The organism is Desulfovectis peckii (assembly GCF_055391705.1).
In genome coordinates, this window is sequence record NZ_AP042409.1 from 45,173 (window position 1) to 67,304 (window position 22,132).

General features: G+C 46.0%; 19 protein-coding genes. 14 read left to right on the forward strand and 5 right to left on the reverse strand.

Annotated elements, in window-relative coordinates:
* Positions 1 to 4: 4 nt before the first annotated feature.
* Entirely contained in the window at positions 5 to 2,878 is a 2,874-nt protein-coding gene (gene uvrA / locus ACZ5NG_RS00185; RefSeq protein ID WP_464252029.1) for an excinuclease ABC subunit UvrA, read from the forward strand.
* A gap of 389 nt (positions 2,879 to 3,267) precedes the next feature.
* Here the strand turns inward: uvrA and ACZ5NG_RS00190 are convergent, their stop codons facing one another.
* Genes ACZ5NG_RS00190 through ACZ5NG_RS00210 form a run of 5 tightly spaced genes read right to left on the reverse strand, consistent with a single transcriptional unit; the run spans position 3,268 to position 8,040 of the window.
* Positions 3,268 to 4,482, reverse strand: coding sequence for an ABC transporter permease (locus ACZ5NG_RS00190; RefSeq protein ID WP_464252030.1), 1,215 nt, complete (start codon positions 4,480 to 4,482; stop codon positions 3,268 to 3,270).
* A 12-nt stretch (positions 4,483 to 4,494) separates the two neighbouring features.
* Positions 4,495 to 5,637 carry an ABC transporter permease gene (locus ACZ5NG_RS00195; RefSeq protein ID WP_464253073.1) on the reverse strand — a complete coding sequence of 381 codons (1,143 nt, stop codon included), beginning with the start codon at positions 5,635 to 5,637 and terminating at the stop codon, positions 4,495 to 4,497.
* Entirely contained in the window at positions 5,630 to 6,310 is a 681-nt protein-coding gene (locus ACZ5NG_RS00200; protein ID WP_464252031.1) for an ATP-binding cassette domain-containing protein, read from the reverse strand. The genes ACZ5NG_RS00195 and ACZ5NG_RS00200 overlap by 8 nt, the downstream gene beginning before the upstream one ends.
* Positions 6,311 to 6,312: 2 nt before the next feature.
* Complete coding sequence (locus tag ACZ5NG_RS00205; RefSeq protein ID WP_464252032.1) at positions 6,313 to 7,386, reverse strand: HlyD family secretion protein; 1,074 nt, start codon at positions 7,384 to 7,386, stop codon at positions 6,313 to 6,315.
* A gap of 12 nt (positions 7,387 to 7,398) precedes the next feature.
* A complete protein-coding gene (locus tag ACZ5NG_RS00210) occupies positions 7,399 to 8,040 on the reverse strand; it encodes a TetR/AcrR family transcriptional regulator (RefSeq protein WP_464252033.1) in 642 nt (213 codons plus the stop codon).
* A gap of 186 nt (positions 8,041 to 8,226) precedes the next feature.
* Here ACZ5NG_RS00210 and uvrC point away from each other — a divergent pair, with 186 nt between their 5' ends.
* The 13 genes from uvrC (at position 8,227) to tpiA (ending at position 22,127) form a co-directional block, all read left to right on the forward strand.
* The gene (uvrC, locus tag ACZ5NG_RS00215; RefSeq protein WP_464253074.1) at positions 8,227 to 10,032 is read left to right on the forward strand and encodes an excinuclease ABC subunit UvrC; all 1,806 of its coding nucleotides are present in this window, start codon (positions 8,227 to 8,229) and stop codon (positions 10,030 to 10,032) included.
* 14 nt (positions 10,033 to 10,046) lie between these two features.
* Positions 10,047 to 10,859 carry a Cof-type HAD-IIB family hydrolase gene (locus ACZ5NG_RS00220; RefSeq protein ID WP_464252034.1) on the forward strand — a complete coding sequence of 271 codons (813 nt, stop codon included), beginning with the start codon at positions 10,047 to 10,049 and terminating at the stop codon, positions 10,857 to 10,859.
* Positions 10,860 to 10,901: 42 nt separating this feature from the next.
* Positions 10,902 to 11,873 carry an ROK family protein gene (locus ACZ5NG_RS00225; protein ID WP_464252035.1) on the forward strand — a complete coding sequence of 324 codons (972 nt, stop codon included), beginning with the start codon at positions 10,902 to 10,904 and terminating at the stop codon, positions 11,871 to 11,873.
* 34 nt (positions 11,874 to 11,907) lie between these two features.
* Positions 11,908 to 12,762 (forward strand): RNase adapter RapZ, encoded by an 855-nt coding sequence (gene rapZ / locus ACZ5NG_RS00230; RefSeq protein WP_464252036.1) that lies wholly within the window; start codon positions 11,908 to 11,910, stop codon positions 12,760 to 12,762.
* Between the two features lie 12 nt (positions 12,763 to 12,774).
* The gene (locus ACZ5NG_RS00235; protein WP_464252037.1) at positions 12,775 to 14,094 is read left to right on the forward strand and encodes a gluconeogenesis factor YvcK family protein; all 1,320 of its coding nucleotides are present in this window, start codon (positions 12,775 to 12,777) and stop codon (positions 14,092 to 14,094) included.
* A gap of 198 nt (positions 14,095 to 14,292) precedes the next feature.
* Positions 14,293 to 15,240: a DNA-binding protein WhiA gene (gene whiA / locus ACZ5NG_RS00240; protein ID WP_464252038.1), complete on the forward strand. Its 948-nt coding sequence runs from the start codon at positions 14,293 to 14,295 to the stop codon at positions 15,238 to 15,240.
* Positions 15,241 to 15,243: 3 nt separating this feature from the next.
* On the forward strand, positions 15,244 to 16,239 hold the full coding sequence (locus tag ACZ5NG_RS00245; RefSeq protein ID WP_464252039.1) for an MBL fold metallo-hydrolase: 996 nt from the start codon (positions 15,244 to 15,246) through the stop codon (positions 16,237 to 16,239).
* Positions 16,236 to 16,736, forward strand: a complete 501-nt coding sequence (locus ACZ5NG_RS00250) for an acyltransferase (protein WP_464252040.1) — start codon at positions 16,236 to 16,238, stop codon at positions 16,734 to 16,736. Before ACZ5NG_RS00245 ends, ACZ5NG_RS00250 begins: the two co-directional genes overlap by 4 nt.
* Complete coding sequence (locus tag ACZ5NG_RS00255) at positions 16,729 to 17,319, forward strand: DUF1405 domain-containing protein (RefSeq protein ID WP_464252041.1); 591 nt, start codon at positions 16,729 to 16,731, stop codon at positions 17,317 to 17,319. Before ACZ5NG_RS00250 ends, ACZ5NG_RS00255 begins: the two co-directional genes overlap by 8 nt.
* A gap of 13 nt (positions 17,320 to 17,332) precedes the next feature.
* On the forward strand, positions 17,333 to 18,736 hold the full coding sequence (rpoN, locus tag ACZ5NG_RS00260) for an RNA polymerase factor sigma-54 (protein ID WP_464252042.1): 1,404 nt from the start codon (positions 17,333 to 17,335) through the stop codon (positions 18,734 to 18,736).
* A 174-nt stretch (positions 18,737 to 18,910) separates the two neighbouring features.
* A complete protein-coding gene (gene gap, locus ACZ5NG_RS00265) occupies positions 18,911 to 19,981 on the forward strand; it encodes a type I glyceraldehyde-3-phosphate dehydrogenase (protein WP_464252043.1) in 1,071 nt (356 codons plus the stop codon).
* A gap of 128 nt (positions 19,982 to 20,109) precedes the next feature.
* On the forward strand, positions 20,110 to 21,288 hold the full coding sequence (locus ACZ5NG_RS00270; RefSeq protein ID WP_464252044.1) for a phosphoglycerate kinase: 1,179 nt from the start codon (positions 20,110 to 20,112) through the stop codon (positions 21,286 to 21,288).
* An 83-nt stretch (positions 21,289 to 21,371) separates the two neighbouring features.
* Entirely contained in the window at positions 21,372 to 22,127 is a 756-nt protein-coding gene (tpiA, locus tag ACZ5NG_RS00275) for a triose-phosphate isomerase (RefSeq protein ID WP_464252045.1), read from the forward strand.
* Positions 22,128 to 22,132 lie beyond the last annotated feature (5 nt).

Consider the following 22,132-nt stretch of genomic DNA (forward strand, 5'->3'; position numbering starts at 1 on the left):
AATCATGCGGAACAAAATTTTGGTTAAAGGCGCAAGAGTTCATAACCTAAAAAATATAGACATTGAAATTCCACGTGACAAATTAGTAGTAATTACCGGCCTTTCCGGTTCCGGGAAGAGTTCACTGGCTTTTGACACCCTTTATGCCGAGGGGCAGCGGCGTTATGTAGAATCGCTGTCCGCCTATGCCCGCCAGTTTTTAGGGCTGATGAACAAGCCTGACGTTGATTATATTGAAGGGCTGTCACCGGCTATCTCTATTGATCAAAAAACCACCAGTAATAACCCCCGCAGTACGGTGGGAACGGTGACCGAGATATACGACTATCTGCGCCTGTTGTTTGCCCGGGTGGGGCATCCCCATTGTCCGCAGTGCGGCAAACCGATTACCCGGCAGACGGTGCAGCAGATGGTAGACCGGCTGATGGAACTGCCGGAGCGCACGAGAATACAGCTGCTTGCTCCGGTAGTGCGGGGCAAAAAGGGTGAGCATGTTAAGCTTTTAGAGGAAATCAGAAAAAGCGGTTACGTCCGTATACGAGTCGATGGGGAAGTGCGGGAAGCAACCGAAGAAATAAAACTGGAGAAAAATAAAAAGCATACCATTGAAGTGGTTGTCGACCGCTTGATAATACGGCCGGGGGTGGAAAAACGGCTGGCCGATTCCCTGGAAACCGCCTTGAAAGCCGGAAAAGGCGTAGTAATGGTAGATGTGATTGACGGTACACCGTTGGTATTCAGTGAAAATTTTGCTTGTGTAGACTGCGGCATCGGCATACCTGAAATTACTCCCCGTTTGTTTTCCTTCAACAGCCCTTTCGGGGCCTGCCCGGCTTGCACCGGATTGGGGATTAAAGAAGAAATAGATCCGGACTTATTAATCCCCGATAAAACAAAATCTATCAGTGAAGGGGCCATTGTTGGCTGGTATAAAAGTGACAGCGCTATTAATTATATGAATGCGGTGGCAGAACATTATGGCTTTAGTTTAGATGTGCCGGTAGAAGAAATGGATCCTAATGATTTAGAGCGCATCCTTTACGGCAGCGGCAAAGAACGGATTAAGTTTAGCTATCGGGATCGGTTTGGCAACGAACACCATTATCACGCTGTTTATGAGGGTGTGATCAATAATTATACCCGTGTGTATAAAGAAACCAATTCTAACAGAATACGCAACAATTTAAAGAAATACATTATCGAGAAACCTTGTCCGGTCTGCAAAGGTGCGCGCTTAAAACCGGAGGCGCTGTCGGTATTGGTTGGCGGTAAAAACATTACCCAGGTTACCGCTATGACGATAGTACAGCTGCAGAAGTTTTTTCAGGAACTGCAACTGAGCGAGCGGGAACAAGTAATTGCTAAACAAATCTTAAAGGAAATTAAGGCTCGCTTGGGCTTTTTGGTAAATGTGGGTTTAGATTACTTAACGTTAGACCGAAGTGCCGGTACGCTTTCCGGTGGGGAGGCCCAGCGCATCAGGTTGGCTACCCAGATAGGCTCGGGATTGGTGGGTGTATTGTATATACTGGACGAGCCCAGCATTGGCTTGCACCAGCGGGATAATATGCGCTTAATTAAAACCCTGGAAAGATTGCGGGATATGGGTAACACCTTGATTGTGGTAGAGCACGATGAAGATACTATTTTGGCTTCTGATTATGTCATTGACATCGGGCCGGGTGCCGGTGAAAAGGGCGGCCGTGTAGTGGCGGCCGGTACTCCCCAGGAGATTTTGCAAAATGAAAATTCTATTACCGGTCAATATTTAAGCGGCCGCAAGGTAATTCCGGTGCCGGCACAGCGCCGTCAGCCGAAAGGGGAGGAAATTACCATTGTCGGTGCTCAGGAGCACAACCTGAAAAACATTAACGTAAGAATCCCGTTGGGGGTATTTACCTGTATTACCGGTGTGAGCGGCTCGGGCAAGAGTACGCTGATTAATGAGGTGCTGTATAAGCGGTTGGCGCAGCAGCTACACCGGGCTAAAACCCGTCCCGGCAAGTGCAAAGATATTTTGGGGATTGAAAACCTGGATAAGGTCATTGATATCAATCAGGACCCGATTGGCCGCACGCCGCGCTCTAACCCGGCTACTTATACCGGTGTATTTACTGATATCAGGGAATTGTTTGCCCAGCTGCCGGAGGCCAGAGTGCGCGGCTACAAGCCCGGCCGGTTCAGTTTTAATGTTAAGGGCGGTCGCTGTGAGGCTTGCCAGGGAGACGGAATTGTTAAAATTGAAATGCACTTTTTACCGGATGTTTATGTGCCCTGTGAAGTGTGCGGCGGTAAACGCTACAACCGGGAAACGCTGGAAGTTAAATATAAGGGAAAGAGTATTGCCGATGTGTTAAATATGACCGTTGATACGGCGGTGGAATTTTTCAAAAATATTCCTCGTATCTACAATAAGCTGTGTACACTTAGAGATGTGGGCTTGGGTTATGTTCGCCTGGGACAACCGGCAACAGAGCTTTCCGGCGGAGAGGCACAGCGGGTTAAATTGGCCACCGAACTTTCCCGCCGTTCTAACGGCAGGACAATGTATATCTTAGATGAGCCGACTACCGGCCTGCATGCCGCAGACATCCACCGGCTGTTGGAAGTACTGCACCGCCTGGTGGAAAACGGCAGCACGGTAGTGGTGATTGAGCACAATTTAGATGTAATTAAAACGGCCGATTATATTATTGATTTAGGCCCGGAGGGGGGCGACAAGGGGGGCTATGTTGTAGCCACCGGCACCCCGGAAGAGGTTGCGGCGGTAGAACATTCCTACACCGGGCAGTTTTTGAAACCGGTGTTGGAGCGGGATAAAAAAAGAACTGCCGCGACATTGGCCTTGTTGGATGAAGACAGCAGCGAGGCAATATAGTATGGGCGGGGAAGCAACCCTGCCCGTTTTTCGTAAATGTAACGTTTAACCAATTTTTTCATTCAACTATTAATGTAACTCTTACGGAACCCGAGTGTAGGGAACGGTCTTGACCGTTCCGCTAATATGAACTGACGGCACTATGTAGTAGCCACCGGTGCTCCGGAAGAGGTTGCGGCGGTAGAACAATCCTACACCGAACAGTTTTTGAAACCGATATTGGAGCGGGATAAAAAGAGAACTGCCGAGGCGGCATTAACATTGTTGGATGAAGATAGCAGCGAGGCAATATTGTAGGGCAGGGAAGCAACCCTGCCCGTTTTAAAAGCAATGTCGTTTGCAGGCGCCTAGGCGCTTTTACCGCAGTTCTTTGCGGGTCAGCTTACCGGCTACAACAACCTAAACGGCTTATCCCTCTTCGGATAATCTAACCCACAATTCACTGATGAACGGATCTTTTTCGGAGGGACGCGCCGTTTTTTAAATGACAGTGCCAGCAGTATAGAAAGTACCGCCATTACGGTTAAGGCCAAAACGGTCGGCTGCAGGTAATGAAAATCTAACTCTTTCAAAGTAACCAAGCGATAGCCTTCCGACATCCAGGTGAAAGGCAAAAGGCGCGCCAGAAAATTAAATGCTTCCGGGATGTGTGTTTGCGGCCAGGTAAAGCCGGAAATCATAAAAAAGGGCACAGAAAGCAGCATGATATAGCGGGTGGCCTGCAATGAGTTAGGGGCGATGGTAGAAATAAAAAACCCTACCGCTGTAATGATCAGGGTGTAAAGCAGCCCTAGTAATACCAGGAGACCGGTTGAACCGACGATTTTAATATTGAAAAATTCAGTGCCGACCCACAGCAGCAAAGCATAGTTAAAAAAGTTAGCTATATAGTAAGGCAGTGATTTGCCAACAAATATTTTCCACTTGGGCAGTGCGGTGCACAAATATTGTAGCCAGCTTCTGTTTTCTTTTTCTCGCGTTACCGAAAGGCTGATGCTTAACAGGCCTATTTGGTGAACAATCATTAACAATAAACCCGGATATAAAAAAGTAGTGTAATTATTGGTGGGATTGTACCAAATGCGGATGTCGCCGGTTACACCGCTGACAATGCTTTTTGCTTCTTCTTCGCTGTAACCTAAGCCCACCAAATAGCCGGCGGTGTTTTTAGCGCTGAACTCGTTGATAACTTCTAAAGTGTATTTGCGAATATTTAACGCCCACACTAAGTTGGAACCGTCGTAAACCGTCAGCACCGGGATTTGCCGGTGTTGGGACAGTTTTAAGGCAAAGTCCTCCGGAATTACCACTCCTGCCCGTACCGTTCCGTCGTTCATTGCTTTCTCCAGCTGCTCATAGTCGGTAATGTCGGTAATGGTTTTAAAATTGTGGTGGTTATTAAAGGCGGTGACAATTTCCCTGCTGAGGGGTGAATCGTCTAAATCGACAATAGCCAGCGGGATGTCGCTTAACGTTCCGGCCATGTAAACAAAGCCAAAAAGCAGGGCATAAAGCAGGGGGACAACAAAAACAATTAAAAACAATAGCTTATCTCTAAAAATATGAAGTATTTCATAATAAGCAATGTTTAGTACTTGCTTCAACCTTCTTTCCCCCTAACTGTTTCTGAGAGTAATCAGGGCGGCTAATGTATAGCAGATTACGGCAATGGCTGCCATGGCTAATAAATACTGAAAAAGAAACGTCCAACCCGGGTCTTTAAAGACAACGTAATTAAGGCCCTGGAAAAACCAGGTTTGCGGAATGCATTTGGCTGCGGTTTGAATTAAGCCCGGCATTGATTCCAGCGGCCAGGTATAGCCGGATACCACAAAAGATGGCAGCGCTATAATCATGCCGAATCTGGTGGCATCGACGGCGTTGTGAGAAAAGCTGGAGGCAAAGGTACCTACACTGTGCAGGGATATGGCAAAAACAAAAGTAAGTGCCAGCAGGGCACCAAAGCCCATAGACAGGGGCATTTTAAGCAGCCCAAACATCAGCAAATAAACCGGCAGAACGATCAGCATAAAAACAGCGATGTGAAGGACAGCTTTACTGATGAAGAGTTTGCGCCTGGGGAAACCGATCGCCCGCCACTGCAACCAGCTTTTTGCGCCGGTTTCGCCGATAACGGTCATACAGGAAACCAGCGTGCAGCACTGTTGCCAGATGTTTAAAATTAAGGCCAGCACTAAAAAATAGGCATAGTTTAAAGTGGGGTTAAACCAGGCTTCTTCTTGAAATGTAACTCCCAGATAGGCTTCCTGCGCCTCCCGGTATTGTGTGCCCTGAGATAAAAGGTTTTTTATGCCGATATCCGCACTGATAGTACCGGTAACGGCCATGATGGCGTTGCTGGCATTGGTAGCGTAAATGATGTTGCTGCCGTCAATGATGGTATAAACTTTGGTTTGCCGATTTAACGCCACATCGCGGCCGAAGTTTTCCGGAATAATGATGCCCACCATTACCTCTCCGGAATCTACCATTTCTTTAAGTTCACGATAACTTTCCGGAGCGGCTACCAGCTTGAGGTTTTCAGCATGCTGCAGTTTGTCGACCGCATCACGGCTGCTTGCGGTGCGATCCAAGTCGACAACGGCGGTGGGGATTTCTTTAATTACTTGCGCGCTGTAGATGCCGCAAAACAAAAATACCCCGATAAAAGTACCGAGTAAAATAATATATCTTAGCCCTTTGTCCCGCCACAGATATTTAAGTTCCCGGTACATAATACTTAGGTACTGATTAAGCATTGCTTTCACCACTTAACCACTTTTGCTGCGCTTCTTCCGGGGGGTAAACTTTGAGTTGTCCCTCTTCTAACCAGGCTACCTTGTCCATGTGCCGGAAGTACTGCGGGTTGCTGAATCCCCAGATCACTGTTCCTCCGTCAGACAAAAATTTTTTTGCGGCCTGCATTAATATTTTCTGCGAATATATGTCGACGTCGTTAATTAACTCATCGACGATGAGAATTTCCGGTTGATTGAGCAGGGCGCAGGCCAAGGACAATCGTTGGTAAACACCGGCATCCAGCCGGGATACCGGTTGCTTAAGATAGTTAGTTAGGGCAAAATTTTCAATTAAATGCGGAATGGCGGTTTTGTCGGCGTTTTTCATAGTGGCAATAAAATCAAGGTTTTCCATGACGTTTAGTTCTTTAAACAAGCTGGGCTCTTGGGTGACTAAACCAAGTTTCTTTTTAAAAGCTTCACTTTTTTTCACATTCAGCCCGTCTATCAATACGCTTCCTGATGTAAAGTGATCAATGCCGGCAAGAATATGTAAAAGCGATGTTTTGCCTTGACCGCGAGTGCCGAAAATACCAAAACATTCCCCTTTGGCTACGGTAAAAGTTACGCCGTTTAAAACCGTTTTACGTCCAATTTTCTGAATCAGATCTTGAACAAGGATCAGCGGCTGCATTTTCATTCAGCCCCTTCCAATATTTTTACCGTTGCTGTCATGCCTACTTTTAAAAGTAAATCCGGGTTAGGCAGCTCAATTTTAACTTCAAAGCTGCGCAGATCGTGTTCGTGCTGGTCGCTGACGGCTTTTTTAACGGCAAACTCGCCGGCATCATTAATCCATACCACTTTTCCCTTAAATGTTTTATTGGGATAGGCATCTACCTTTACTTCTACCGGCTGGTTTAAACGTACCCGGCCGATTTTGCGTTCACTGATATATACTTTTACATAAGGATGGGCAAGATCGGTAATTTCAAATACCGGAGTGCCGGCATTAACCATTTCTCCTTCTTCCAGAAATAATTGGGTGATGTATCCGGAAATAGGAGATTTCAACAGGGTATCGTTCATATAGGCCTGTGCCTCTTCCAGTGCTCCTTTGGCTTGCTCACTTTGCCCCAAAGCAGCCTGATACTGGGATTGGGCAACTTGGACTTTAATTTTTGAAGCTATGGCTTCATCGAGGGCAGCCTGTGCTTCTTTAAGTTGCTGTTGGGCCGCTTCATAGCCGTTTTGGGCCTTTTCAAACTCACTGTCGGAAATCGCTTCGCTTTCGTGCAAAACTTTCATGCGGTCGTATAGCTGCTTGGCATCATTTAAGTTTACCTCTGCTTGGGCAACTTTAGCTTCTAACCGTGCTATGGTAGCGGCAATTTGCTGTTCGGTTAAGGCAATGGCCTTCTCTGCTTCTTCAGCCTGAGAAAGGGCAGCTTGATAGGCACCTTGCGCTTGGGTTAATTTCGCTGCCAGCTGACTGTTTTCCAACTCTGCCAGTTTTTGATCTTTCTCCACCTTGCTTCCTTCTTCAACATACAGTGTGCTAATGCGGCCGGCCACTTTAAATGATGCCATGACACTTTTTGCTTCGATTGTTCCGGTGGCGGTTAAAGCTTCTTTTTCTTCCGCGGTAGTGATGCTGTTTTGATAAAAATAGCCAAAAAAGATCAGAGCGGTAACAATAATTAAAGCCAGAAATACTAACAAAGTTAATTTCTTTTGGTTACTGACATTTTTTAGCGCGTTTTCCGACATAGCATTCAACTCCTAGCAGTTATTTGCCTCGTGATGATGGTTGATGATACCGTTAAAGGTAAAATCTAAAATATGCTGCAGTCGCTCTTCCAACATCTCAGGATGCATTAAGTCTTTTTCCCATAAAGAGTTATATGCGTCCCGCCTGTAAAAATAAACCATACACATGGCAGCAATACTGATGGTCAGATGACGAATATCTAAATCTTTGCGGAATAAGCCTTGTTTTACCCCTTCTTTCAGTACGCCCTCTAATCGGGGCAGTGTGGCCTGAAAGATCTCGGGAAGTATTTGTCTGGAAAAGCGGCCGTCGTGAAGGGTTTCCCAGTTAACCAGTTGCACAAAGTCGGGATTCTCTGCCAAAAAATAAAAATAGTGGCGAATTACTTGCGCCGCTTTGTCTACCGGGCTTCCTTTAAGCTCCAGCCCCCTTTCCCCGTCTTGGAGAATCTTTTGGCAGTATTGGCGCAACACTTCTAGGTACAAGCCTTCTTTATTCTGAAAGTAATGATAGATCATGCGTTTGTTAATTTGCGCCAGCGCGGCTATATCGTCCACCCGGGCACCGTCCAGCCCTTTGGTGGCAAAAATTTGCCGGGCGGCTTTTAATATGCGCTGCTTTGATTCTTCGGCATTGCGGTTGACAGTAGTCATGCGGTTCCTCCTTTGCCTAAGTAACTAACCAGTTATTTACCGTAATTATAAATTTATCTTTGTGATATAATTTTGTCAATCAGTTTTGGTAAATTTTTATTTCCGTATAGAATAAACAGAGGGGGGATCCCTTTGAATAATATTGAAAATAAACTCCAGCATATTCCCGCTAAGCCCGGTGTTTATATGTTTCGCGATGACAGCGGAAAAGTTATTTACGTAGGGAAGGCGGTTTCTTTAAAAAACCGGGTGCGTTCATATTTTAGTGGGCAGCAGCTGCCAAAAACACGTTTGATGTTGGAAAAGGCAGCGGACTTAGAATATATCGTTACCGACTCCGAGGTCGAAGCGTTGATTTTGGAGTGCAACTTAATTAAGGAGCATCGCCCGCGATATAACGTGCTGCTTAAGGACGATAAAACATATCCTTATATAAAAGTGACACTGGCTGAAGACTACCCCCGGGTGTTAACCACCCGGCGGTTAGTTAAGGACGGCTCGCGCTACTTTGGACCTTATACGCAGGTAGGGGCGATGAATGAAACCATTAGGCTGTTAAAGCGCTTGTTCCCCTTTCGCACTTGTTCTCCGCGGGAGTTTGCCTCGCGCAGCAGGCCCTGTTTAAACTATCATATCAACCGCTGTTATGCACCTTGTACAAAAAATGTAGATAAGAAACAGTATCGCCAGACGATTAATGAAATCATTTTGTTTTTGGAAGGCCGGCAGGAGGACTTAATAAAAAGTTTGGAACAACGCATGCATCAAGCTGCTGAAAAATTGGAATTTGAAAAGGCGGCGGAACTGCGTGACCAACTGCAGGCGGTAAAAAAAGTGCTGGAACGGCAAAAAGTTGTGTCTGAAGAACTGACGGATAAAGACGTAATTGCCCTTGCCCGCGGAGAAAACGAAGTATGTGTGATGGTGTTTTTTGTGCGCGGCGGCAAGCTTATAGGCCGGGAGCACTACCTTTTGAAAAACACGGATGGTTTAAGCCGCGGAGAGGTAATGGCCGGTTTTTTAAAACAGTATTACAACCAGGTGGAATTTATTCCCCGGGAGGTATTGCTCTCGGAAGATATCGGTGAAGAGGCGGATTTAATAGCCAGCTGGCTGACCCAAAAAAGGGGCTCGAAAGCAATTGTAAAAACCCCGCAAAGGGGAGAAAAGGCCAAGCTGGTAGAGATGGTGGCTAAAAACGCATTGCTGGTGCTGCAGGAAATTGAGCAGGAAAGTGCCTTTGATGCAGGCAAGGCGGATGAAGCAATGGGTGATTTGGTCAAGTATTTGGGGTTAACGAAAGCTCCCTACCGCATGGAATGTTTTGATATTTCTAATATTCAAGGGGCGGAAGCGGTTGCCTCCATGGTGGTGTTTGAGGAAGGCAAACCGCGTAAAGACCAGTATCGGCGCTTTAAAATTCGCACGGTAGAAGGGCCTGATGATTTTGCTTCTATGAAAGAGGTAATCAGCCGGCGTTTTTCCCGGGGATTGGAGGAACAGCAGTTGCTGCGCAGCGGGCAAATTTCCAGCATTGAAGCAAAGTTTAACCGGCTGCCCGATTTGGTAATTATTGACGGTGGCAAAGGGCAATTATCTGCAGCCCGGGCAGCGATGCGAGCACTGGGGGTGGACGATATTCCTACCTTTGCTTTGGCCGAGAAAGAGGAACTTTTGTTTGCTGAAGGCACCGGCGAACCGATTATCCTGCCCCGGGACTCGCAGGCTTTGTATTTGCTACAGCGACTGCGGGATGAGGCCCACCGCTTTGCGGTAAATTATCACCGCAAACTGCGTACTAAGCGAAATTTAAAATCCTTATTGGATGAAATAGAGGGAATCGGGCCGGTGCGCAGAAAGGCATTACTGAAGGCATTTAAAACGATAGAGGGCATCAAAAAGGCCGAACTGCATGAGTTGGAGCAAGTGCCCGGTATGAACCGCAAGGCGGCAGAAGCGGTATATAATTTTTTTGCCGAGGAAAAGAATTAGGGGAGGATTAGTGGTTGAGTAAATATAAACTGATTGCCGTGGATATGGATGACACGCTTTTAAACAGCAAATTTAGCATTTCCGAGCGGAATAAGAAAGCCATCCGCAGAGTAAGGGAAAGGGGTATTCACTTTACTTTTTCAACCGGGCGCATGTTTCGCTCGGTGCAGCCTTATGCCAAAGAATTGGAAATCAACCTGCCGTTGATCACCTATCAGGGGGCACTGATAAAAAATGCCCTTACCGAAGAAGTAATACTGCATCGGGCGGTTCCTTTGGAGTTGGCCCGGCAGGTGATTGCCGAGGTTAAAGAATATGGTTATCACATTAACATTTATGTTGATGATCAGCTTTATGTAGAAAAAATTACTCGTGAAGCGGAGGATTATGCGCGGGTCTGTCGGGTAGATGTTAAGCCGGTGGGCAATTTGTTGGATTTTTTAAACCAACCGACCACAAAAATAGTAGTGATTGCCGCTGAAGAAGATATTAGTGCTTTGGAAGAAAAAATGAAACCCCGTTACGGCGATAAGTTGCATATCACCAGCTCCAAGCCGTATTTTTTAGAGTTTTCTCATCCTAAGGCAACTAAAGGGGAAGCCTTGGCACTGCTGGCAGAAAGTATGGGCATCAGTCGGGAGCAGGTAATGGCTATCGGCGATTCCAAAAACGATATTGAAATGTTGCAGTATGCCGGCACCGCAGTGGCAATGGGCAACGCCCGGGATGAAATTAAGGCATTGGCGGATTATATTGCTCCGACCAACGATCAGGACGGCGTAGCCTATATATTGGAAAAACTGGTTTTGGAAGAGCAGCCGGATTAATGGGCATATTAGTTAAATAGACCGATTTCTTTGGAGGGTTTTATGGTTGCGCGTTATGTGGTTGGTGTAGATCTTGGGGGCACAAAAATACTTACCGTTTTAGCAGATATGTCCGGTTATGTACGGGCGGAAATAAAAGTGCCTACCGGGGCGGCAGAGGGCCCGGAGAAAGTAATCGAGAGAATTATCAACAGTATATCAGCGGTGCAGCAGCAGGCAGGGGTAAATCCGGCAGGTTTGTTAAGTGTGGCAATCGGTGTTCCCGGGCCGGATCTGGATATTGAAAACGGCATTGTGTACTTTTCTAACAATTTGGGCTGGCACAATGTACCCCTTAAAGCCGCTTTGCAGGAAAGGCTGCGGGTACCGGTATACGTAGAAAACGATGCTAATGCCGCGGCACTGGGTGAGTATGTCTTCGGTGCCGGCAACAATGCCTGTGATTTGGTTTACCTGACGGTGAGCACCGGTATTGGCGGCGGCGTGATTATCGGGGGAAAGATATATCACGGTGCATCGGGCAATGCCGGGGAATTTGGGCATATGACAATTATGCCTGACGGCCCGCTGTGCACCTGCGGCAGAGTGGGCTGCTTGGAGGCTTTGGCGTCAGGAACGGCCATTGCTAAGGCCGCATTGGAACTGCTGGAAAGAGGCGAAGGCAGTGCGGTGTGGCAGGCTGCCGGCAGAAGAAAAGAAGCGGTTAACGCCAAGGCGGTGGCCCAGGCGGCAGCAAGGGGTGATTCTGAGGCCAGGGCAATACTGGTTGGAGCTGCGCGGGCATTAGGTATTGGTATTGCCAACGTTATTAATATCTTTAATCCGCCGCTGCTTGTGCTGGGCGGCGGGGTAATGCAGAACAAAGAGTTGATTTGGCCCACGTTAGAAAATGAGCTGCGTGCCAGGGCGCTGCATCGTTCTTTAAGCAACACCCGTGTAGTACCCGCAGTATTAGGTACTAAGGCCGGTGCAATGGGAACGATAGCAATAGCACTTTCACCTTGTTATAAGTAACAATTTTAAATAAATAATTTAGGAGCGAATAGTGATGGTTCCCAGATTTGTAATTATTTCCGGATTATCGGGGGCAGGTAAGACCACTGCTATACGTAGTTTTGAAGATTTGGGATTTTTTGTGGTGGATAACTTACCGCCGACCTTAATTCCCAAATTTAGCGAGCTGTGTGAGCAATCTTCAATTAAAAAAATTGCCTTGGTAATTGATATTCGTGGCGGGGAATTCTTTAACACCGTTTTTGATGTGCTGCGAGATTTAGCTCACAGAGGCATTAATTATGAAATACTGTTTTTAGAGGCTTCTGATGAAACACTGGTTAGAAGGTATAAAGCTTCCCGCCGCCGGCACCCTCTTTCCGGGGGAGAAATACTGGAGGATATCAGGGAAGAACGCAAGCGGATGAAGGAACTGCGTGGTCTGGCCAACAAAATTATCGATACATCCAACATGACGGAACAACAGCTGAAAAAAGAAATCTGCAGTATTTATGGCGAAAGCAGGGGTACCAACGAACTCTTTATTACCGTGATGTCTTTTGGCTACAAAAACGGCATTCCCTTAGATGCAGATTTAGTTATGGATGTACGATTTTTACCTAATCCCCACTATGTACCGGAACTGCGGCAACTTACCGGCAACGATCCCCGGGTACAGCAGTATGTCTGCAGTTCAGAAGTTACCACGGAGTTTAAAGAAAAGTTTTCTCAGATGATTGAGTACCTAATTCCCCATTACATTAAAGAAGGCAAGGCTACTTTATTAATCGCCATTGGCTGTACCGGGGGAATGCACCGTTCAGTTACGTTAGCCAACTGGCTGGGAGAGTTTTTGCGGAAAAAGGGTTATAAAGTGGCAGTAAGACACAGGGATATTAAGGATAATTAGGAGTGATGCCTCTTGCCGAAGGAATATTTAAAGTGGCTATACCCGGGAATGGGTATAAAACGTTGGCTTATTTTAGCTTTAATCGGCGGTGTTTTGATTATCTTTGGCATCGGTGTAATATATCCTGCCTTTTTTCTAAGCATATCAAAAGGGGCCAATTTTTTAGCCAATGCTCCTTTTAGCAGAATTTCTAAATGGCTGCTGGGCACATTGTTTTTAGTCCTTGGATTTGCGGCAGCAAGTTTCGGGTTGTGGAAGACTTTCAGTTCAGTGATCGGTGTGCTGTCCCCTTACGGCCGGAAGAGTGTTGTCGAGCTTATTTATGCCCGGCGCTACTTACAGCGCGGCCCGAAAATTGTGGTTATCGGCGGAGGAACAGGCTTGTCTACGCTGCTGAAAGGAATCAAAGAATATACCAGCAATATTACCGCTATTGTTACCGTAACGGATGATGGCGGCAGTTCCGGCCGACTGCGCAGTGATTTAGGTGTTCTGCCGCCCGGTGATATTCGCAATTGTTTAGTAGCGCTGGCGCACAAGGAAAGCTTGATGGAACGGCTGCTGCAGTACCGTTTTAGCGACGGAGAAATGGCCGGCCACAATTTGGGGAACTTATTTTTAGTAGCCTTGTCTGATATGTCCGGCGGCTTTTATAACGGGGTGCAGGAACTTTCCAAAGTGCTGGCCATCCGCGGGCGGGTGCTGCCGGCAACACTGCAGGATGTTGTGTTGGGAGCGGAGTTTACTGACGGCACGGAAGCAATGGGCGAGTGTACGATAGTTTCCGGCGGCAAAAGGATTAAGCGGGTGTTTTTGGAACCCAAAGAATGTCAACCGCTGCCGGAGGCATTAAAAGCAATTCAAGAAGCTGATGGCATTGTTTTGGGACCGGGCAGTCTTTATACCAGCGTACTTCCTAACCTATTGGTGGAAGGGATTGGGGAAGCCATTAAAAAATCCCGTGCCGTAAAGATTTACGTTTGTAATGTGATGACTCAACCGGGTGAAACCAACAATTATACTGCTTATCAACACTTAAAAGCGGTGGTGGATCATGCCGGAATGATTGTTGATTATGCCTTGGTGAACACCGGAAAGATTCCGGAACGATTAATTGAGCGCTATCGTCGGGAAGGGGCGGCACCGGTAACCGCTGATGTAAAAAACATTGAGCGAATTGGGGTAAAAGCGATTACGGGAGATTTTGTGCAGGAAACAAATGTGGTAAGGCATCATCCGCAAAAGTTGGCCCGGGCAGTATTAGAGTTAATTATCTCGGCAAAGACGCCCTCTGAGCGGATAGACTTTATGAAAGAGTACTTAAATAATTAAATATGAATTGCCGTACCCAATTTGACATATTATATAGACGGCTTGCAAGTGCGCGTTATTTGTACTGATATAAACTTCTCCGGTACATAACGCGCCTTTTTATTATAGAGTAAACAGCAGTTGATATGACGATAGTTTTTGTCTTACTTGCAGAGTTGTCAAGGTGAGTTGTGTTATAATGGGTGTGAGGTGATAGCCTTGTCTTTTTCAGTGGTGACAAAGAACGAGCTGGCACGGGTTATCGGGCGGCGGAAATGCTGTCGGCTGGCAGAGCTGGCTGCTTTGCTGAAAATGGACGGAAGCATCCAAATTTCCGGTAAAAAGCTGGCGGTGTCGATTGTTACTGAAAATGCTGCCGTGGCCCGCAAGGTGCTGACCCTGGTTAAAAAGTTGTTTGGTTTACGTACGGAAGTGATGGTTCGGCGCAAAGTGCGCTTGAAAAAAAATAATATATATTTAGTGCGCATACCGGCTCAACCGGGTTTAGAAAAAGTTCTGGTGGATACCGGAATATGGGATGAGGAAAACAAAATGCTGAACTACGAATTGCAAGCCGGTTTACTGGCTAAAAAATGCTGTCAAAAAGCTTATTTGCGGGGAACCTTTTTAGGCGGCGGTTCGGTCAGTAACCCGGAAGGCGATTATCATTTAGAAGTTATCTCTAAAGATTACAACCATGCAAATGAAATACTAAAGATAATGAATCAAATGGATTTAAAGGCAAAGCTTAGCACCCGTAAAAATTGGTATGTGGTTTATTTAAAAGAAAGTGATCAAATAGTGAAGTGTTTAAATCTCATGGGTGCTCACGGTGCCCTGTTAAACTTTGAAAATGTTCGCGTATATAAAGACGTGCGCAATCAAGTAAACCGCCTGGTAAATTGCGAAACGGCGAACCTTAGTAAAACGGTTAATGCTGCGATGCGCCAGATTGAAAACATCAGATATATCGAAGCTACTATCGGCCTGGACAGATTGCCGCCGACACTAAAGGAGACTGCTCGGTTAAGGTTAGAGCATGCGGATGTCAGTTTAAAGGAATTAGGAGAAATGATGAATCCTCCGGTAGGCAAGTCCGGAGTAAATCACCGCATGCGCAAGCTGGAGGATATATCCAAAAAACTGCGCAGCAAGTCCGGAAGATAAAAAATGCGTAGTAAAGAATTGGATCGTTTGCTGCGGCAGAATACTTACCGGGCAATCTATCAATCTTATTGGCGTTATCGCAAGCGTGAAGAATTGCCTTTCCGGTCGGGCTGGCGAGTTTTTTTTCTGGGTACGGGTGGAAACCCGGAAGCGTCTTTTGCACAAAAGCCGTCAACTGCCGGCTTTATTTTGGAAGCCGACGGAACGCGCATATATGTAGATCCCGGCCCGGCAGCGGTTGTGCAGGCGCAGCAAATGGATATAGATCTTGGAAGTTTAGACGGTATTTACATATCCCATGGACACCTAGACCATTACGGCGGTGCGGAAAGCGTGATTGAGGGGATGTGTTGGGCGATGTATGCCCGGCGCGGTTATTTGCTGGCTCCCGAAAGTATTTTATACTCGGAACATTTAATTAGTGACTATCATTTGGGCTTGGCCTCTTATGGCGGTTATAAAGGCGGCCCTAAGGTAGTGACGCTGCAAAAGGGGCAGCCGGTGCAAATTAAAAAGGCGATTCTTACCCCCGTTCCTGCTTATCACGGCAAAGAGAACTACGGTTTTATCCTGAAAGCCGGCGGTTTAACTGTCGGTTATACCAGTGATACAAACTATATTCGCAAGTACTCAACTCCCGATGGAATTAAAGAAGTTACCGCCGGTTCAATTATGGATTTAATAAACATCGTTGAATACCGTGAAGATATAAAACAAGCCTTTTCTTCAGTGGATGTGTTGATTGCCAACGTATCAACTCATAATTCCTGGGCCCATCGCCATCTTACCACCTTGGGATTGGCTCATTTGCTGCAGGACTCACAGGTTAAACTATGTTTTTTAACCCATTTTAACAATTGTTGTGTCACGCCGGTTGATTTGCGGCCGGCCATGGCCGAGTATATTCAGCAAAGCACCGGTGTAAAATCCATCAGTGCTTACGATATGACAGTGCATGATTTGGAAAAATTATTATTACTATGCGGAGGCAAAAAATGAGAAAACTTAAAGTGTATCCCGCTCCGAACCACAAAAATGCGATGCACTGTTGTTATAAAATAACCGGTTTTTTTAGAACGGCATATAACTTTATTGTGCTTACGATATGCCGCTATATACCGTCTCTTGCTTTAAAAAACTGGTTATACCGTCACCTGCTGGGCATGAAGATCGGGAAAAATGCTTCCGTCGGTTTGATGGCGATGTTTGATATTTTTTTACCACATTTAATCAGCATTGGGGAAAACAGTGTTATTGGTTATAACGTAACTGTTTTAGCCCATGAATTTCTGGTTGACGAATACCGCATCGGTGAAGTGGTAATTGGCAAAAACGTTTTAATCGGTGCCAATGTGACCATACTGCCGGGCGTGACTATTGGCGATAACAGTATAGTGGGCGCCGGTGCGGTGGTAACCGAGGATGTACCTCCCGGCGTGATGGTTGGCGGGGTACCGGCAAAATTTATCAAAAAGACAGGGAGACATTATGTTTAGATGGATTAGAAGTCTGTGGAACCAGCCGTGGCAGCCCGGGTTTATGGCTGTCTTAGTGATCATAAATTTATTAGGTTCGATATACGGCTACTATTGGTACCGCAACCAACTGCCGGAAACCCCGCTTTATTTTTGGCCGCTAGTGCCGGACAGCCCCTTATCCACTACACTTTTTGCTCTGGCATTGGCCTTTGCGCTTTTGGGTTGGCGTCTTTACGGGCTGCAGACAGTTGCGCAGACCGTCTGCATTAAATACGGAATATGGGCAGTGGCCTTGATCAGTCACTACTGGATATTAGGCGGGGAAGTGCGTTGGACGGAAGTAATGCTTTGGCTGTCACACGTAGGGATGGCAGCACAAGGGATGTGGTTTTTGCGCAAACAAACGGTGACTTTAAAGGCAGCGGTTTTAGCGATTGCCTGGATAACACTTAATGATGTGGCGGATTATCTGCTGAACCTACACCCGTATTTTTTTGCTACCAACCAATTTAATTTCGCCGCAATTATTGCTGTTGTGCTGACGCTGACTTTGACATTGACCTTGCTAAATAAAGCAAGAAGCAGACGGGTTTTTCTTTAGGGAGTGAACGGCTTTGCGCTTAGGATACGAACTGGACTTACAACAAACTCAAAAATTAATTATGACGCCGGAGCTGCGGCAGGCGATTGCCGTGTTGCAAATGTCTGCGGTTGAGCTAAACGAATTTGTGGAGCAACAGCTACAGGAAAACCCCGTTTTAGAAACAAATGATTTTGAAAATGATGAAACGGTCAGCAGTACGGAGACCGGCGAGCTAAGCCCCGGAGAACGGTTTGATGTTGATTGGCAGGAATATTTTCATGACAGCAGCGATTTAGGATTTCCCAAAGGACAATCCGAACATGATGCCACAGAATACAGTTTTGAATCCTTTACTTCAAAAGCACCGACTTTAGTTGAACACTTAACTTTTCAGCTCTCATTGGTAGACTGTCGCCGGGAAATAAAAAGAATAGTAAATTATTTGATTGGCAATTTGGACCAAAACGGTTATTTAAAAATCAGCACTGAAGAAGCGGCAAAAGAATTAAATGTTTCTTTAACGAAGGTGGAAGAAGCCTTAAAAGTGCTGCAAGGAATGGAACCCTTCGGAGTGGGAGCCCGCAGCTTGGAGGAATGTTTGCTGCTGCAGGTGGAACATCGGGGTTTGCAAAATCCTTTACTGAAGCCAATAATTAACAATCATTTATCTGACTTAGCCAAAGGCCGTTTGGAAAAAATAGCGTCAAAGCTGGGAGTGTCGGTTGCTCAGGCTCAGCAGGCCGCCGATGAACTGCGCAGTTTGGATCCCAAGCCGGGGCGTAATTTCAGCAGTGACGACGGTACCCGATATATTGTCCCCGATGTAGTAGTAGAAAAGGTGGAAGGGGAGTACATCATATTAGTAAATGATATATCTACTCCCCGGTTAAGGGTAAATAATACTTACCGTTCGGTAATTATGCACGGAAATCAGCTGGATAACGATACCCGCAAGTACGTAGAGAGCAAATTGAATGCTGCTGTTTGGCTTATAAGAAGCATTGAGCAGCGGCGATTGACATTATATAAGGTAGCCAGTGCGTTGGTGGAATTGCAGCGGGATTTTTTAGATCGTGGCGTTAAATATTTAAAACCCCTTAATTTAAAAGACGTTGCCGAGCAGGTGGGTTTACATGAATCCACCGTCAGCCGGGCAACTTCTAATAAGTATATACAGACACCCCAAGGTGTTTTTGAAATGAAATATTTTTTCTCTACCGGTTTAAAGGCTAAAGGCGGGCAACAAGTTTCAGCAGAGAGTATAAAAAAATTACTAAAAGAAATTATAAGTAACGAGGATCCCAAAAAACCGTTAAGCGATCAGAAAATTACTGATTTATTGAAGCAAAAAGGAGTACAAATTTCCCGCCGCACGGTAGCCAAGTATCGCGATGAAATGGCGATACCTACCGCCGGGCAGCGAAAGAGATATTAATTGTGGCAAAAAAATGTGTTAACAGAATTAGCTTCTTGGTCTTATTGGTATAACCTATTTAGAAAAATAAAGAAAAGTTTATCACAAAAAAGGATTTATGAGGTGGTATATAGTAGTATTAAATTAAATAGTATGTCATAAAGGGTATTAATTGAAAGGAGCTGTATATTACCGATGACGGTAAGAATTGGGATCAACGGGTTTGGTAGGATTGGGCGTTTAGTGCTGCGTGCTGCTGTAGAAGCCGGGGATTTTGAGGTTGTAGGCATCAACCATAAAACCCGCCGCATGAAGGCCCCAGAGAAAAAGGTAGGGTTGGATTTTACTGCAGTAAACGATTTGACTTATGCAAAAACGTTGGCTCATTTGCTGAAATATGACTCGGTACATGGTATTTTTGATGCGGAAGTAGATGCCACAGAAGATTCTTTGATCGTCGGCGGCAAAGAGGTTAAGGTTTTTGCCGAAGCCGATCCGGAAAAACTTCCTTGGGGTGAAATGGGTGTAGATATTGTTATTGAATCTACCGGACGTTTTACTCAGCGCAATGATGCGGCCAAGCACCTGACTGCCGGTGCTAAGAAAGTTGTGATTACTGCTCCTGGAAAAGAACCTGACGCTACCATTGTAATGGGTGTAAACGAGGGTATTTATGATCCGCAAAAACACCATATTGTCTCTAATGCTTCTTGTACCACCAACTGTTTAGCCCCGGTGGCTAAAGTTATTAATGATAAGTTTGGCATTGTTAAAGGGCTAATGACCACTGTGCATTCCTATACCAACGACCAGAATGTTTTGGATCTTCCTCATAAAGATTTACGCCGGGCACGGGCAGCCGCCCAGTCGATTATTCCGACTACAACCGGCGCTGCCAGAGCGGTAGCTTTAGTGCTTCCGGAGCTAAAGGGTAAGTTAAACGGTTTTGCGATGCGTGTGCCAACACCAAACGTTTCAGTGGTTGATCTTACCTGCCAATTAGAAAAATCCACCACTGCTGAAGAAATAAACGCCGCATTAAAAGAAGCGGCAGAAAATGAGTTGAAAGGAATTATGTTATACAGTGAGCTGCCGTTGGTTTCCAGCGACTACAACGGCAACCCTCATTCCGCTATTATCGATGCACTTTCTACGATGGTAATTGAAGGCAACTTGGCTAAAGTTGTTGCTTGGTACGACAATGAGTGGGGCTACTCCAACAGAGTGCTGGACTTAGTGCGTTATATTGCTGAAAAGGGTGTTTAAAATATATTATTAATTTTTAGACAGGCTGTGCCACTTTGTGGTACTATATAATATATTTGGCGTTTACAAAAAGGGCTTGATTGGCAAATCAAGCCCTTTAAAACAGACCATTGCGGTAGGTGATACAAGTGAATAAGAAGACGGTTAAAGACGTAGATTTTCAGGGAAAAAGAGTATTGGTGCGGGTTGATTTTAACGTACCCTTAAAAGATGGGGTTATTACTGACGATACCCGGATTAAAGCCGCACTGCCAACGATCAACTACTTGATTGAGCAAGGCGGAAAAGTGATTTTAATGTCCCACCTGGGGCGCCCTAAAGGCCAAGTAAAGGAAGAATTTAGGCTTAACCCGGTAGCTGACAGGTTATCGGAGTTGTTGGGGAAAGAAGTAATAAAAGTTAATGACTGCATCGGCGAGGAACCGCAAAAGGCAATTGCTAAAATGCAGCCCGGTGACGTGCTTTTGTTAGAAAACGTGCGCTTTTATGCTGAAGAAACCAAAAATGATCCGCAGTTTGCCAAACAATTAGCAGAGTTGGCCGATGTATATGTAAACGATGCTTTTGGTACCGCTCACCGTGCTCATGCTTCTACAGCAGGGGTTGCTCAATACCTGCCGGCAGTGGCCGGTTTTTTAATGGAAAAGGAGCTGGAAATGCTGGGTAAGGCCCTGGAAAATCCCCAGCGCCCCTTTGTAGCGGTCATCGGTGGCGCCAAGGTGTCTGATAAAATCGGGGTAATTGATAACCTGCTGGATAAAGTTAACACCTTGATTATTGGCGGCGGCATGGCCAATACTTTCTTAAAAGCTCAAGGCTATAATATGGGCAAATCTTTGCTGGAAGAAGACAAGGTTGATTTAGCCAAAGAGCTTTTGGAAAAGGCTAAAAATGCCGGTATTGATTTGCTGCTGCCCGTTGATGCCGTGGTTGCTTCTTCACCGGAGTCAACCGAAAGCCAAACCGTCAGTGTAGAGCAGGTTCCTGCTGATCAAATGATTCTAGATATTGGCCCGCAAACGGCGGAAAAGTTTGCCGCTGTTTTAAAACACGCCGCAACAGTGGTTTGGAACGGGCCGATGGGCGTGTTTGAGATAGATGCCTTTGCCAAAGGGACGGAGTTTGTGGCCCGGGCATTGGCTGAATCAAATGCCATCAGTATAGTGGGTGGCGGTGACTCGGCAGCCGCAGTTAAGAAAACCGGTGTAGCAGATAAAATAAGCCACATTTCTACCGGTGGCGGTGCCTCACTGGAATTTTTAGAGGGCAAGGAACTGCCCGGGGTGAAAGTATTACAAGATAAATAACCATACCGTTAAGGCATCAGCTTTTGCACTCATACCCAGTGCAAAAGTTGAAGCCTTTTTCGGAGTGTAAAGGGGGTATTTTTTTGCGCCAGAAAATTATTGCCGGCAACTGGAAGATGCATAAAACCGTTCAGCAAGGGCTGGACTTTACTAACCGGCTTGCCGGTTTGGTGAAAGATGAGGGTGTGGAAGTGGTTTTAGCACCGACCTTTACAGCTTTATATGCGGTAGCCGAGGCTGTTAAGGGTACTAATATTGGGTTAGCGGCCCAGAATGTTCATTGGGAGGACGAAGGGGCCTATACCGGTGAAATTTCGGCACCGATGTTAAAAGAAATCGGCTGCAAATATGTGATTATCGGCCATTCGGAACGGCGGCAATATTTTGGCGAAACTGATGAGACAGTAAACAAAAAAGTGCTGGCCGTATTAAAGCATAATTTAACGCCGATTATTTGTGTAGGAGAAACTTTAGACCAGCGCGAGCAGGGGGTTACCCGGCAAGTTGTTCGTACACAAACTTTAGCGGCCTTGAAAGGCTTGGACGCTGATACGATTGCAAAGCTGGTAATTGCTTATGAGCCGGTTTGGGCGATCGGTACGGGTAAAACGGCGTCTGCGGAAGATGCGCAAGATGTCATTGCCTATATCCGCAGTGTGATTAAAGAATTGGCAGGAGAAGCCGCTGACAAAATAAGAATACAGTACGGCGGCAGTGTGAAACCGGCCAACACTGCCGGTTTAATGTCACAGCCGGACATTGACGGCGCCCTTGTAGGTGGGGCAAGCTTAGATCCGGAAAGTTTTGCCGGCATTATCAAAGAGGCAGCAAAAGCTTAAATGAG